Here is a 14,342-nt window from a genome sequence, read left to right as displayed (position 1 = left end):
TATGATTACTTCCATGTGTTAGAAATTTACCGGCATACCACCGATTGATATAACAGGCGCTAGTAGTTTGCGCTCCATGCCTGGCTTACTGCGCCATAATCATTAATTATTTTCCAACTCACCTTTCCGGCCCCGGGGGCGCCATTAAGTGAATAATTTTTCGTTGAATAAGGCGCAACCCAGGCGGGTTTGGCTATATTTTTTCCGTTCGCAGTAATCGCCTGAAAATTCATGTAAAAAGGAGTTGGGTTTTTTACCTGAAGCTGTTGCCCTTGGCTGCTCCATTGAAGCTTATCCGCCACATCGACAGGATTTTTATCTTTTATATTCTGTGGACGAAAGATTAGCTTGATTCTGGTTTTAATCGCCACCTGAAGCACATTTTTATCTTTAGCCGCCTGCGGGATGGATTTAATATTAACCCAGTACATACTCTCACGATCTTCAGGCTGTCTCCCGCCGGCACGTACAATGCGCATAACATTCTGCTGCTTACCATCCAGCCGATATAGCGGCGGAGTAATAATAAATGGCGCTTTACTTTTATCAGTACTTTCTATCCAGCTCTGAATAAGATATGGAGTGCTATCCGGGTTATCTACACTCAGTGAAGCCTCTTTTTTATCACCAGGAAATATAACGCGCGTCCCGCCAATAATAACGCCGGCATTTGCGACAGGAACAAACATGCATATGCTTAGCAATAAAAATACTTTTCTGGAGTCCATGATGATAATTCCAATTAAATGCCGGGCGAATACCGCCCGGCGGTATAACTTTAGTTATAATTCATAGTAAAAGTGGCAACAGAGTTTGCCGGACCAGCCGTTACGGTGTCAGATTTAGCGATATAGCGCGCATAGAAATCAAGATTGTTTTCTACTGTTTCTTTGAGCGGATATTCGCTGGAAGCCGTATACAGCGGCAGGACTTTCTGAGTACTATCGGCAAGCTGGATACCTACGCCAGTAGCCACTCCCGTTTCCTGAGTAAGCTGCAGCACATTGTTATCGCCTTCATATGCATCACCGTCAAATTTCACAGTCGCCGTTGTGATATTTGAAGGGCAATCTTTTACCTTAATAGTAAATTTAGTAGGATCGGATTTTGAACCAGCGCCTGTAAACGTGCTTTTATTAACGCGCCCCATATTTACCGTCATGGTATTACCGGCACCAATATCAACGGTACAAGCCGCATCTAAAACCTCACCTTCGAACTTCACCGTACCATCATAAGCCATTGCTGATACAGAACCTGTTAACAACAAAGCAGCCGCAGCAGATGCCATTACAGTCTTTTTCATATTCATTGACTATTTTCCTTAATATTAACGTATATAGTGGCAAAACCTTATATTTGGTATTTACCGTGCTTACTCCATGTATAGCAATATAACTGCCTGGCTATGCTGCTATACCAGAGAAATAGAGTGCCAGTCTGTAAGACGAGCGTAACCACATAACCACTTATGAACGTGTTTTCTCTGGGCGAACATACAATATAATCATAATGATATTTAAAGAGACTATTTCTTCCGATGTTTTGTATTTGAGAAATAGCTTATATGGTAATTTCACACAGCAAAAGTGAATACGCCTCTATTCATTAAATAGTCAATAAATTTCATATAACATAGCGATTACAAGACCATATATTCATGACTATTAAGAGAACATCACAAATGCCGTTCAGTCAGGTAATGTCTATGCCATTGAGAAGAAGAAAAGTAAGAAATCTACTAGCCTGGATGTATTTTAACACCTCCCCTGACCGCTACTTTATAAGCCAAAAATGTAAAAGAAACTTAGCCCATAAAGTCATAAGAATGCGTTTCATGTTTCAATCACGGCAGAAGCTATCTGCTTCACATAAAATACAGGCCCTATCGGTACAGCATTGAGTAGAATTTATGCTATGTGAATATGAAACTATCACCATGAATTAACCGGGTAGCGAATCTAGCCACCACGTGCTGTTCAGGTCGGTAAGCAGCACGGGTTTGTGTATGCTCTTTAATCAAAACAAAATGCTTTTACGTGCATGTTATCACCATCCAGGCGGGTTACTTCCTGAATCAGGCAGCCTGCGCACTTCACGCATTGGCGTAGCAAGGCCAAAACATTGATTAATGTATTGTGGTGACAACTGTGGCGATTGCTCAAGGATGGGAAAGGTATTTTGGAAAAATATTAGAGACAGATAAACAGAATGCTTCTGGCCGCTTTAAAATATCGTTATCTTTCAATCCGCTTACACGCGAAGGTGGTTACCGGATCCGCATAGAAGAAATATTGCCCGCTGCGTTGGTAGACAATTTTCATAAATATGTCTTTTCCGCCTTCCAGATAAAATTGAGGAAGATAATTATCTAAGGGCACATCTTTGGTATCATCATTCGGAAAAATTATATTTTTAGTAGAATGCATAAAGTAGTTATCATCTTCATTATAGTAGCTAAAAAAAATGCGTCGGGAGATGGTATGTGATATCTCCCCTCGCTGCTCAATATTTCCATCAACGCCCAAATAGCCTATATCTTTTCCAAAAACATAACTCATAATAAGGTTTATCGTGGTTTCTTTATTGTGCTGTATAACGTTGGCAATACAGCTAAAGTTATCCTGGCGCCTTTGCTGCTGGATCCAGGCATAGAGAGCCAATAGTAAGATCAGTAACAGCCCGACTCCCACTATTTTATATATTTTTGGCATCATGGTTTATTACCTTCAATAAAATAATCGGACACACACATTCCCGCGTATCCTTTCTGGTGTGGGCAACGTAGTACAGATACCTGGGTAAATTGTGGAAGTGTGTCGACGTATATCCATGGATAGGCATTACATTCCGTATAAAATCTCTCAGCAAACTTTAATGCGTTACGCTTTAAATCCGGCGTTGTAAGTATTGGCGATAACATAACCCTGCAAGCCCCTTGTCTGGTAACCAGAACATAGCTATGTAACCGATCGGCTGGCTGCCAAAAACTAAAGAGCCCCCATAGCGACATCATATATAGTGAAGAGACGACTATAACAACGATTACACTAAAGGATTTTAATCCAAAGTGATTGTGATGTTTTCTGAATGCGCTTTGCGTTTTCTTACCAGCTCCCTTAAACCTACGGGCTAGCGTAGTTCGCCATCCATGATGAGTACCGTATTTCTGAGAGCCACTTTGCTCATTATTCTCTTTTTTATCATCCCCACCAGATATTACGTGTTGAATAGGCTCAGGTACACAATCAAGGATTCGGATTTGACACTGACTATCCAGCGTCAGGCCTACGCGAGGAATAGTAACGATAATGTCTTCCTCAATGCCTATTCTTTTTAACCCTTTACGTAAAATCGATATATTTTGATAAAACGTATTCGATGACACCAAAACTTTGCTCTTTTTCCAGACTTCATCCATGAACTCTTGCTGGCTGACAACGCTGCCTATACGCTGAATTAATAGGAGAAAACAACGGCTGGCCGGTGAATTTAAAACAACAACATTCTCAGGATTATTTAATTCTCGCAATAAACTTGTCGCAGGATAGAACTCAATACGCTCGTTAATAATATAATGGTTGTGCATATAATTTCCCTTTGTGAATTCTCCTTTGCGTCTGGATAATTTCTCAACACAAATATAGAAGAATCTTACTCGCTTTTTATTTCAAAGAGAATATATACTAAACATGATCTATTATATGTTTTATCTTAGTTGGAGAAAAAATAGTTCGCAGATAACATCTATATTTTCTTCATAAAACTTAAGGACAATAAATTAGGAAATATATTCTTAAGCTTAGTTTACTATTGGCAAATAAACGCTTCTCATCTTAAATGAAAGATTAAGTTAAGTATTAATTTTATACTAATCACTTATCAACATTCATCAGAAATGGGAACGCCATAAAAAAATTCACAAAAAAAGGTGACGATATCAATTGATAAGCAGCAGGGATATCTCTATTTTATTTATTGCAAATATATAGCACATTAAACTCCACTCTGGGTTAAAGCAACCTCTATGATGTGGACCTTTAAGAACAAATTTGAGGTTAGGGAGTTGGTTTATGAAGCCACACCTTTATTTATTCTTCATAGCTTAATTCATCGTTCTGAAATAAGTTAACATAAGGATATGCTATGGTTTTCCACATCTATTCAAAAAACTGGTTCTTATTTAATGGCATAAAAAATCACATACAAAACGATCTTAATGCTATCTGTATAAGTCACAGGGAAGTTAGTGCTGAAAAGATTATAGCTCTGGACAGAGCGCCACCGGGTAACGAAGAGAGGCATATATTGGTGGTGAGTGACGGGCTATGGCGCTATTTATGCGCAAATATGAACTTTCAGCATATTTATATCATTAATGAATCCGTACATACTTTACCACCGTCAGAAGTGCTGCTTTCAGGAAAAACCGGGCCGGCTGATACTAAAGAAAATCAACTTATTTTTAGCACTTATGAACTCAAGGTACTTCACTACTTATGGGCTGGATTTTCACTTCAGGAGATAAGTTCAATTTTTAATATATCCTACAAAACTCTACATGCCAGAACCCATAAGCTAATGATCAGGGCGGGCTGTTCGAATAGGATCCAGTTTCAGAAAGTCATTGTCTCGATTTTTAAATATCAACCTATCGCCGAAGGCGGTATACATAAAATGTATCCAACGATATAAAACAGGTACGTATGCACGCACCTGTTCAATCATTTTCTTTGGCTGGAAAAGAAAACTACGGTGTGGTGATGATACTAAAATCAATTACATCACTATAATTTCCACCGCGCAGCATCCCCTGGTGTTTAATAGAAAACGTCGGTGTATAGCAAAGCTGTGAAATCGTCTCATCAGTGGGGAAGTTGATGGTCACATTATTACCCGGAAAAATGAACGGAGGTGTGCGACCATCATCCAGCTTGAGAGTATAAGCAATTTTACGCATAGCATTACCATCATTCACCAAATTAAAACGCCCATCTGCCATGGATGTGCTCTGTGCTCGCAGCTGATAACCGGTGCTATTACCCCTAACCAAACCAGGAAAGCCAATACAAAATCTATCCTGCGGCTGCGCTAACGTAATCTCCTGATCGGGCGCGGTGATCTCCCCTAAATCCCAGTCTGGGACGTTAAGATCAAAAGTCACTTCCTGAGGCGGTAGCGGTGGAACATTTGGCCCCAGAATTTTGCATTCATTAGATACTGCAGTAATAAGAACAGGGCCTGCTTTATCTAAGTTAAAATCACTAAAATCACCGTAGCCAGGCCATAGCGCAATATTTTTCGAAGGCAAATTCGCAAGATTAGTTTCAACTACGACACGATAAGACTGCGCCGTGAGATCTTTCCAGTATTGGCACGGCGCATTACTGGCCCCACAGGTATAGCTAATACTCCCGGAAAGCAGCCCTTCCTGGGCACCTCTAAGGTAACCTGTAGAACTTATACCCTCAATTCGTACTACGAATTTGTGATAATCAGTCTTCACTGTTAACGGTTGCTTCACCCCTTTATTATTAAAAACAAAAATATTCATTGTCTTTCTATGTGGTAAGCCACTAAAGGGGGTCTGGGCGTTGTAATACATCGTCGTTTCAAATCGGACTCTGTCTCCCACCTGTATGTAGTTACAATCAGCATAACGTGCAATTAAATCAGCGCTGGTCTGTAAATATGCTTCAGCAGAGGAAATACTGCCAACTAAAAGGAAAAGGCCTGTCAGGCTGCGTATCAGCCCCAAAATTCGTTTATGTACCATAAATCATTCCTTTGAAATCATTTAACCCGCTATCGATTTATCGGTAAAACAGCGGTTAACAATATGATTTTCCGTCTATCATTAGCGGACCGCCGCTAAATCGCCAGGGCGTTTCAGGATAAACATTGAAGGGCTCTAATTGTTGACGACGCAGTTCAACATTGGTGAAGTGGTAATGTTGATTCCCGGTCGCGCGAATCACTTCCTGCCCTGGAGTGCAGATAACCAAAAATGTTTTGCGCTCTGTGGCGGGCAATACCCGGATAATTGCCTCATAACTGATATTCAGCGCCACCCCGCCGCGCGGCTGCGTTAACTCTTTTTGAATTACCGATAACTGTGGTCGAACGCTGAGTCGATAAACTTCTTCATGCATAAGGGCAGTTAATTTTTTAATTTGCAAAGGTTTCGACTGTCCGGGTTTTAACATCATTTTAAAAGGCGAAACCAGGATAGAAGGAGAGTCTATATCCTGGATCGGCACACGCTTCTCATGTTCATAATCAACGCCGGGATTCATAAGCCGCGAGAGAGAGATTTCAATATATTCAGTCCGTTCGCCTTTATTAGTTAATACTACCTGGCTTGAATCACGTGATAAGGTAATATTTTTTGGCTCCATATCTACATAGGCATGAGCAGATGAAAAAAATAAAAATATACCTATAAGAGCACTTTTCCTCATGGCTCTATCTCCGGCTCAAAAGTCAACGACATTTCACCAATGTATCCACCGGCAGCGCCATTTTCTGGCGGGAGGGCGTTAATGTTAATAACATAAACTTCACTGGATTCTATATTTTCGCTAGGTTGAATGGTATTAACGAATAATGTCGGCGTCGATGACAGGACTTTAGCAGAATGATCGCTATTACCCATACGGACCTGCACATCACGAAACACAAATTCCGGTGATTCCTGATGTGTTAAAACAACCGGGGAATCTAAAGAAACGACAAATGCACCAGTCGTTGTCTCAACCTTTATAGGAATATCAAGCTCGAAGCGAGTATTCTTTGGCCCGACAGGCTGTAACTCAAGCGGCTGATTATACCAGCCACCATCGGGTGCAGTGACCTGAACTCGCTGATTATTATTAACAAAAGCAGTTACTTTGCTGCTAGTTTTACCTGTAATTTTTATCGCATGCGATGTCCATGGTATGAAAGCACAAACCAGGATAACCATATTTCCGAGATTTTTTATCTTCATTATCGTCCCTGTAAAGCTGCTTCATCACCGTCGTGGGCATTTGGATAGTGATAAATAACAGCCCCGTAGTTGAAGTTGATATTCAGATAGCTAAGCTCACGCTCTGAAGCCGACATCAACGCTCCTCTATTCACGAAGGTTACACGCCATACCTGCTTTTCATGCGGCGATGAAATCACCTGAATAGGAATCTTTTTTATTTGCCCTGGGGCCAGGGATATTTTACTAAGGGGTAGAAAAATATCAGGATCAGACAGTGCTTCTACGCGCGCCCTTAATTCTGGTTGTTTTCCAGGATTAATAACGCGCTCCTGAATAATCTCCAGATAGAGCATTTCATCACCAGAATTACTTACCTCCAGAGCAAAATCACGCCCTACTTTCTTTATATGAATAATATTATTTTTTAGCGAAAGTTTTCCGCCAGCATTGCAGACAATCGGCAACACAAAAAGTAGCGCAGTAATTAATCGCATTTTACTATTACTGATTTATTATCTACTTTAGCGATGAAAGCCGTACTATTAATTTGCTGCGGCGTTCCGGGAAACACTGCGATAGATTTATCTATCTTTGCTGACTTATTACCAGCCTGAACCGAGCTAAACAATACTCGCGTATTACCTGTATTAGTCAGTATCATTCCCTGCCCGTTACAACGCGCACTCCAGTCCTGAACTTGTTTAGCAACCTCAGGGGTATGCCGGATTAAAGCCCCGTAACCAAGCGCAAAAACCACCGGAGCATTTATTTTATCTGACGTCTCTTCAACCACCTGATAGTTTCTGACTGGCAGAATATATAGACGATATACTTCTTCTTTCTCTGGTGAATAAAGAGGATTTATCGTTAACTTTTTACTTTGGTTCGGACCTAATGCCAGTTTTGCCGGGAAAGCAATTAAGCCCGGAGAAGGCAGAGATGACACAATCACCTTCTTTTCATTTTTATCGCCAGGATTAAGTACCTTCTGCAACTCAACTTTGAGATACATTGCCTCATCTCCCGTGTTCTTAACAGTTACAGTATGAGGCGATTCATCCGAGACAGACATGCTAATTGGTAAAACCATAAGTGCGCCATCTGCATAGGAGGAATTTATATTACTGAAAATCAACCCAATGGAGAGTAATGCATAATACTTGAGTTTCATATTAAACCTTTTCACATCTATAAATACTTTTCTTCGCACGAGTAAGATCACATTTCCATGTATTATTCTGCTTACGAACGGTAATACTGGTTAGTGGTTTTTGACTAGTAATAGAAAAAAGCCCATTATTAAAAGAGCATTCTTTTACTTCATCCATGCATCCTACAACAGGACGCCCGGCTTTATCTTTCAGGAATCCACTGTATTGCGCCATAACATTCACTTTAGCCTGCGTATAATAAACCTGCCCAGGGTGTGCTTTAAAAATATAAGCGGGGATTTCCACATTCATATCCCAGCTACTCTGTCTTGTATTAACTTTTGCAAAAGGGATACTTTGGTAAAGACTCACAGGAACTGAATACAGCCCATTATTGCCTACCGGCGATCCTTCTACATCAAAGCCATATTCGAAAGCATCAATCTGTGGTGTATCAACAAGCATCGCTGAACCTGAAGTACTATAGCGGCCTAAAGCAATGCCTTTTTCATTCGCCGCCAACATGCCGCGATAGTTTGCATCAAAAGTTGTAGCCCGGCTGTTTTTTCCCAAATTAAGCGTAACATCCCCTCGCGTCCCTTCACGAGAGGCGTAGCCATTTAAATTGTTTTGATTATTAATATGGCTCGCTGAAACCCCAAGTGAAGTAACGCCCTGATAATCCTGCCAGTCTTTCTTTATATCACCGCTAATTTGGCTGTGCCCATTCGACCAACTTGAATTTAAACTTGCCGTAATCTCAGGGAAAGAAAAGGACGCATTAAAATAAATGCCATAGTTATCGTCTGATGAAAAGACGCCGCCTTTTTGTACTCCGGTGGAGAAAGTAATAAAAGTTTGTTTTAGCTTATGGCTCCATTGGGTATCTATCTGATGACGTGAATTCCCTGAGTACTGAGTGAAGTTATAAGAAACCAGCGCGTTCCCAATATTTCGCCCATAGTAAAAACTCGTACTTGCATTTGCGCGATAGAACCATGAAATATCATTATTGAGGTATTTGCTCGCCGTTAAGGTACCAAAATCGCTTCTATTTATTGACAGGCTGGCATATCCTCCAACCCCTCTCTCGCCAGAAAGCACCCCAATAGCCGGGCTAACAGCAAACTGGAATAACTCACCCGGGCGAGTGGCATTAAGTTCAGAAGCCCAGCGCCCTCTATTGCCTGTCAGAAATTCGCTATTTAAATAAAAGGCATTAAATCCTTTACTCAGAGCTCCCTCAATCAGCGCGTCACCGTCCTCTAAAGCCTTACCATATGTTAGATGCCATGCTAATCCTTCGGAATATTGATTAAAGTTAATATTACTTATTTCTTTGATTTCACTATGAATAGTACGTCCTGTGCGATCTACAAGACGAATTTCAGCCGTGTAATAGCCACCAGGAAGGTCATTGAGGTCAAGTTCATTACGCCCTAACACCGCTGGGCGTTTCAATATTAAACGCCCACTGCGATAAATTTCAAAATTACCCTCATCGGAGGTATAAAGTACTAATGGACGACGGCCCTGCGTGTCCAACATATGCGTCTGGCTTCCCCAAGTGATAAATTTATCGAACCCTGGAGATAGCATTGTACTGACTGCCCCAGATTGATAATCGATACTATTTTGCTTACCGGCTCTTAAATAGGTGCTCTGGAAATTCTTTTGGAAATGCCAGGATGAGATATCTGCGCTACGATTAACATTGCCATGGTATTTATTATAATTTGAGAACCAGTTAACGTATCCAAATGACTGGAAAGGAAGACCTAACCAACCATTACCGTGCGAATTGAATGCTGTGTAATCATTAGAAGCATGCCCTAAATCCAAGCTGTGGCTATGCACAAATCCCAAATGTGTTTCTGGGATAAAATAATCCTGGCTTGCATCTCGGATATTAATAATTTTCTGAGTCTTATCTAAAGATATATATTGACCCTTAAAAGTATAATCACACCCTTTAAGACATTGTTTTGATGCTAATGAAGAAAGTAATTCCTTCAATAACTCAATATCTGTTTCGCCTATGCCTGAACTACGATAACGCTCGCTATCAAAATCATAACTCTTTTTCACGGGAGAAAATCGTGCAAAATCCGGTAATATCTTTCCGTGGAAATTAATAATGTATTTCACATCATCATTGAGTTGCTCATCACCAAATCCATCGGGTACTTTATAAGAAAATTGGACTTTAGCCTGAGCGCAAGGCGATAGCATCATCATTATTAATACAGAATGAATACTTAAAGATAAATATGAAATAGGGCAATGCATATAATTATGGCTCTTTTTATTTATTTTTAGTAGTTATTCTATATGCAATAATTGTCTGGCCATAATATGGCCAGACAATAAGAACATATTAGGGAGCTGTAGTTACCGGCTCAAAAACCATTACCAGATCGCCAGTATAAGTGCCATTGATTGGGGTCTGCGGCGCATCTACATTGATAGTCAAATCATAGATATTGTCATAGCCATTTGTCGCATCACCGCTTACCTGAGTTACCGTTTCAGCCTGAGCGGTCGTCAGTGCTTTAGCTCCCGCAGCTGAATTCCAGGTGACCATTGCATTTTCCATTGCGGTTCCAGAATTCGTCATCATCAGCGGCTGAGCAAGGGAAACTTTAAAAGAATCATTCTTGCTCCAGACGCGCACCGGCAGAGTTTTAGAAAACTTCTGCTGTTTGTAATCTTCTGCATCCAGCTCTTCTGTGGTGTACCAGGTAGAGCCATCTGGCTTAGAAACGAACAGGCTGTCATTAATCTGTGCAGTCAAAGTGATCTTTTTAGAAACATTGTTTGAAGGCACAGCCTGTGCAGTTGAAGCAAAAATACCAGCGATCAGTGCAGTCAAAATAATTTTTTTCATATATATACCATTAGTTTATTTAAATAGAAAACAACTTTGCTTTAAGGAATCTGACTATTAAGATATTAGTAATATTCTATCTGGATTATCTCCTCCATTTATAAGCAGATAAATCATTAAAATTACCAGGAATGGCAAACCAATTAATCATTGCTGAATGGCACATACCCAGCAGCTGTGACTTCACAACCAACTCCTGTGTATTTTTCACATTAAAACGCCGCATTGCCATTCGCTTATAGTTGCTAACTGTTTTTTCGCTGACATTATTTATTTCAGCAACATCTCGGGGGGACAAACCCGATAATAATAAGCTAAGCGTTTTTCTTTCCCCGGGAGTAAAGCTATATCCCCGGAAAGCAGAAGAGATAGGCTTAATTCTCGGATAAATATCCCGCCGGCTCTCCCTAAGAAACATTCCAAGTTTGTTTTTAACTTCGTGAAAAGAAGCATGTATTGGTACAAATAACATATTAGTAAACCCTGGCACGCCAGAGAAAATACGCTGATGCAATGAAGTACCAAAGATAATACAGGGTCTACCGGTATATTTTTCTTTTACGAATGGAACGATGTTAGTTAGTACGTTCTCAGTAAAAATCCATATATCAGGTACAAGCGCCATTTCATGTAATGAGCGATCTTCATTAAAGATCTCTTCCAGGGCCATCTTCACACCAAAAGAGAAATAGCGGTCTAACCCCTGCACATTTGGTATGGTTTTACATTCCATATGAAATTCCATTTTCCAGGCGACACTTCATTTTACTAAGGAAGATAATTCATGCTTCAGGCTTAAGGCTTAATTTCAAAACTGCCTAATTCTTCATAAAATCGATATCTAAAATAAAGAGTAACCGGCAATTACTTATTGGTAAGCAATTGTGCTTTAGTATTATAAGTGTATGTGTTATTTTTTTTAATGAAGGGCAGTGATAAATCCCTTTTCATACATAATTTTTATTATGCCATGCATAGTTGTTAATCCTTTAACAATCGCGATCTATAAATTATGTTCATCCAGCTATAGCAAATATAGTTACCTTTCCATACCATAACTCATCAGGTTATAATGATGCATTCAATATGCATATATTTCCTGCATGCCATACGGCACCATTCATTGATTGAGCTTATTATTACCATTAGCTTAAAAAAATTAAAGCGTAATTATGTCAATAAATTTAAATACGTAAATTTGAATTGCTAACTAGCTCTACAACGACATGGGAAGCTACAGTTATGGCATCCTCCTAGTTAATCAAGCTAGAAATAAGCGAAAAAATAGTGATACCACCAAGGATAAGCAAAATTAACCCTATGAAATTACAAATAGAAACCGAATATTCTCAAGTAATAAATAATACAAAACCACTGATATCAAGCGCTGCCACAGTTAGCACAAATCATTACATGAAAACTCTTACAAACAAAGGACAGCCATATCTATTAGCGCTGTATTCTAATTTATTCTCTAATGCTCTGTGGCAAACAAAAAAAATATATTTTAGCCACCTCTCTCACCATAAATTAATCAAACGGCTAACAAATTGCTATTACAATATCCGCTAACGTCTTTTGACACAGGTTTTCTTATAACAGGAAATCATGAATCATTAAAATAAATAAGATTCTTCCGTCGAATAGTGTCTACAATACGCCTGTCAGAGTAAGAGATAATGAAAACATGCGCAGAGAATGAGTTCACACGCTAAATTTAAACTCTCAGATAAAGCAAAACGCACTTGATGCAATCGGTTATTTACACGACAAGAACCTCATCTTCTTTGCTGCTTCTTTCAACAGGAGCAATAGATAGCGATAGACTTATTCAAACATCAGGCTACTCTGGCATGACTGTTCACCATTTCTTATGGTAATTCTATTTTAATGAATCAGGAGCGCGTATGAATAAAGCATCTCTACTTCTCACGGTATTAGCCCTATCGGTCACAACAGGAACACTCGCCCACGCAGAAACCGTTCCGCAGCGCGACATGAGCCAACAATCTCTTGAGAAAATAGCGCCTTATCCTGGCGCACAGGCGGGAATGACTCGGCAGGCTATCTTTCTGCCGCCGCGTGAACATGAAGAAAACTTTCGCGTGGAGTTGCTTATTGGCAAAATGCTGGACACCGACTGTAACCATCAATCCTTTGGCGGCAAGTTAGAGAACCATACGCTTTCCGGCTGGGGTTATGACTACATTACGCTGCCCGCGCTGTCAGGTCCGACGTCAACAATGATGGCCTGCCCTAATAAAAAGACGCAGCGACGTTTTATCACGGCAAACCTTGGCGACAATGCCCTGCAGCGCTATAACAGCCGCCTGCCGCTGGTTGTTTATGTTCCGGAAGGAGTACAGGTGAAATATCGGGTTTGGTCAGCGGGTTCGGCTATTCAGGACGCACTGCAAAAATAATATCGACCTGGAGTACATGTGCGCGCCGGCAAGCGCGCATACACCTTTGTATATCTAATTTGATAAAGCTGCCTGCCCCCCATCGCGACCACGATTAGCGGTAGTCTTGCGCGCAACTCTCGTTAATGGGACAGACATGGCAATAAGAATCCATATACCTGCAGACCTGGCGCCCCAGCCATTCCTGTAAATGACTGTGCGCCTGCGTCCCGGCTAACAGTTACTCCAGCTTATTGATAGACAACCCCGGTTTTATCCCTGAGAAATTATCATCTCACTTGCCCGCCCTATTTACATGGCATCCGAGGGCGATTCGTCATAAACGGTTTCTTGTGACGCACGTAAAACTTATCGCTACGTTTACGGACCTGATAAAGGGCTGTGTTTACCCGCTACGCCGCGAAAGTTATCTACTTAACCTCTGCGGGCATTGCGGCCTCTTTGTTCAGCCTGCGCGCAGATTTTAGGATATACTTCGCCTTACTGCGCTTTTCGCTACAATATGCTGCGAAAGCCCTATTTAGATAACTTAACGAGGACGCTCATGTCACTGCCAAACTGCCCCAAATGCCATTCAGAATATACTTATGAAGACAGTGGCATGTATATATGCCCCGAATGTGCTTACGAATGGAGCACCGCCGCCGATGAAGAGAAAAATGAATCCCAGGTGGTAAAAGACGCAAACGGTAACCTATTACAGGATGGCGACAGCATTACTATTATCAAAGACTTAAAAGTGAAAGGCAGCTCATCCATGCTAAAAATAGGCACAAAAGTGAAGAATATCCGCCTGGTCGAAGGCGATCACAACATTGATTGCAAAATAGATGGTTTCGGGCCAATGAAATTAAAATCAGAATTTGTGAAAAAGAACTGATAGAGATTGGCGCCAGCTCAGTGGGCGCCGT

15 protein-coding genes are annotated in these 14,342 nt (G+C 40.7%); 3 read left to right on the top strand and 12 right to left on the bottom strand.

From position 1 onward, the window contains the following. Positions 1-59: 59 nt before the first annotated feature. From SFA31_RS05430 to SFA31_RS05415, 4 genes are all read right to left on the bottom strand, one after another. Positions 60-689, bottom strand: a complete 630-nt coding sequence (locus SFA31_RS05430; protein ID WP_322837060.1) for a molecular chaperone — start codon at positions 687-689, stop codon at positions 60-62. A gap of 89 nt (positions 690-778) precedes the next feature. Then, on the bottom strand, positions 779-1,306 hold the full coding sequence (locus SFA31_RS05425; protein WP_322839299.1) for a fimbrial protein: 528 nt from the start codon (positions 1,304-1,306) through the stop codon (positions 779-781). A 931-nt stretch (positions 1,307-2,237) separates the two neighbouring features. Beyond that, the gene (locus SFA31_RS05420) at positions 2,238-2,717 is read right to left on the bottom strand and encodes a hypothetical protein (RefSeq protein ID WP_322837059.1); all 480 of its coding nucleotides are present in this window, start codon (positions 2,715-2,717) and stop codon (positions 2,238-2,240) included. Then, positions 2,714-3,589 (bottom strand): winged helix-turn-helix domain-containing protein, encoded by an 876-nt coding sequence (locus SFA31_RS05415; RefSeq protein ID WP_322837058.1) that lies wholly within the window; start codon positions 3,587-3,589, stop codon positions 2,714-2,716. Before SFA31_RS05415 ends, SFA31_RS05420 begins: the two co-directional genes overlap by 4 nt. A gap of 557 nt (positions 3,590-4,146) precedes the next feature. Between SFA31_RS05415 and SFA31_RS05410 the strand changes: the two genes are divergently transcribed. Further along, a complete protein-coding gene (locus tag SFA31_RS05410; protein WP_322837057.1) occupies positions 4,147-4,695 on the top strand; it encodes a LuxR C-terminal-related transcriptional regulator in 549 nt (182 codons plus the stop codon). Positions 4,696-4,750: 55 nt separating this feature from the next. Here SFA31_RS05410 and SFA31_RS05405 read toward each other — a convergent pair whose 3' ends face one another. From SFA31_RS05405 to SFA31_RS05370, 8 genes are all read right to left on the bottom strand, one after another. Continuing rightward, a complete protein-coding gene (locus tag SFA31_RS05405; RefSeq protein WP_322837056.1) occupies positions 4,751-5,776 on the bottom strand; it encodes a hypothetical protein in 1,026 nt (341 codons plus the stop codon). A 55-nt stretch (positions 5,777-5,831) separates the two neighbouring features. Beyond that, the gene (locus tag SFA31_RS05400; RefSeq protein ID WP_322837055.1) at positions 5,832-6,461 is read right to left on the bottom strand and encodes a hypothetical protein; all 630 of its coding nucleotides are present in this window, start codon (positions 6,459-6,461) and stop codon (positions 5,832-5,834) included. After that, entirely contained in the window at positions 6,458-6,988 is a 531-nt protein-coding gene (locus SFA31_RS05395; protein WP_322837054.1) for a hypothetical protein, read from the bottom strand. Before SFA31_RS05395 ends, SFA31_RS05400 begins: the two co-directional genes overlap by 4 nt. After that, entirely contained in the window at positions 6,988-7,464 is a 477-nt protein-coding gene (locus SFA31_RS05390; RefSeq protein WP_322837053.1) for a hypothetical protein, read from the bottom strand. Before SFA31_RS05390 ends, SFA31_RS05395 begins: the two co-directional genes overlap by 1 nt. Then, positions 7,455-8,141, bottom strand: coding sequence for a hypothetical protein (locus tag SFA31_RS05385; RefSeq protein WP_322837052.1), 687 nt, complete (start codon positions 8,139-8,141; stop codon positions 7,455-7,457). The genes SFA31_RS05390 and SFA31_RS05385 overlap by 10 nt, the downstream gene beginning before the upstream one ends. Position 8,142: 1 nt before the next feature. Beyond that, entirely contained in the window at positions 8,143-10,410 is a 2,268-nt protein-coding gene (locus tag SFA31_RS05380; protein WP_322837051.1) for a TcfC E-set like domain-containing protein, read from the bottom strand. An 88-nt stretch (positions 10,411-10,498) separates the two neighbouring features. Further along, complete coding sequence (locus SFA31_RS05375; protein WP_322837050.1) at positions 10,499-11,008, bottom strand: CS1 type fimbrial major subunit; 510 nt, start codon at positions 11,006-11,008, stop codon at positions 10,499-10,501. Between the two features lie 85 nt (positions 11,009-11,093). Next, positions 11,094-11,741 carry a helix-turn-helix transcriptional regulator gene (locus SFA31_RS05370; RefSeq protein WP_322837049.1) on the bottom strand — a complete coding sequence of 216 codons (648 nt, stop codon included), beginning with the start codon at positions 11,739-11,741 and terminating at the stop codon, positions 11,094-11,096. 1,174 nt (positions 11,742-12,915) lie between these two features. Here SFA31_RS05370 and eco point away from each other — a divergent pair. Beyond that, complete coding sequence (gene eco, locus SFA31_RS05365) at positions 12,916-13,431, top strand: serine protease inhibitor ecotin (RefSeq protein ID WP_322837048.1); 516 nt, start codon at positions 12,916-12,918, stop codon at positions 13,429-13,431. Positions 13,432-13,975: 544 nt separating this feature from the next. After that, a complete protein-coding gene (locus SFA31_RS05360; RefSeq protein ID WP_322837047.1) occupies positions 13,976-14,311 on the top strand; it encodes a zinc ribbon domain-containing protein YjdM in 336 nt (111 codons plus the stop codon). Positions 14,312-14,342 lie beyond the last annotated feature (31 nt).

Source organism: Erwinia sp. HR93 (assembly GCF_034555055.1).
Lineage (GTDB): Bacteria > Pseudomonadota > Gammaproteobacteria > Enterobacterales > Enterobacteriaceae > Apirhabdus > Apirhabdus apintestini.
Note: the sequence above shows the minus strand (reverse complement) of the source record. Positions and strands in the feature narration are given on the sequence as shown.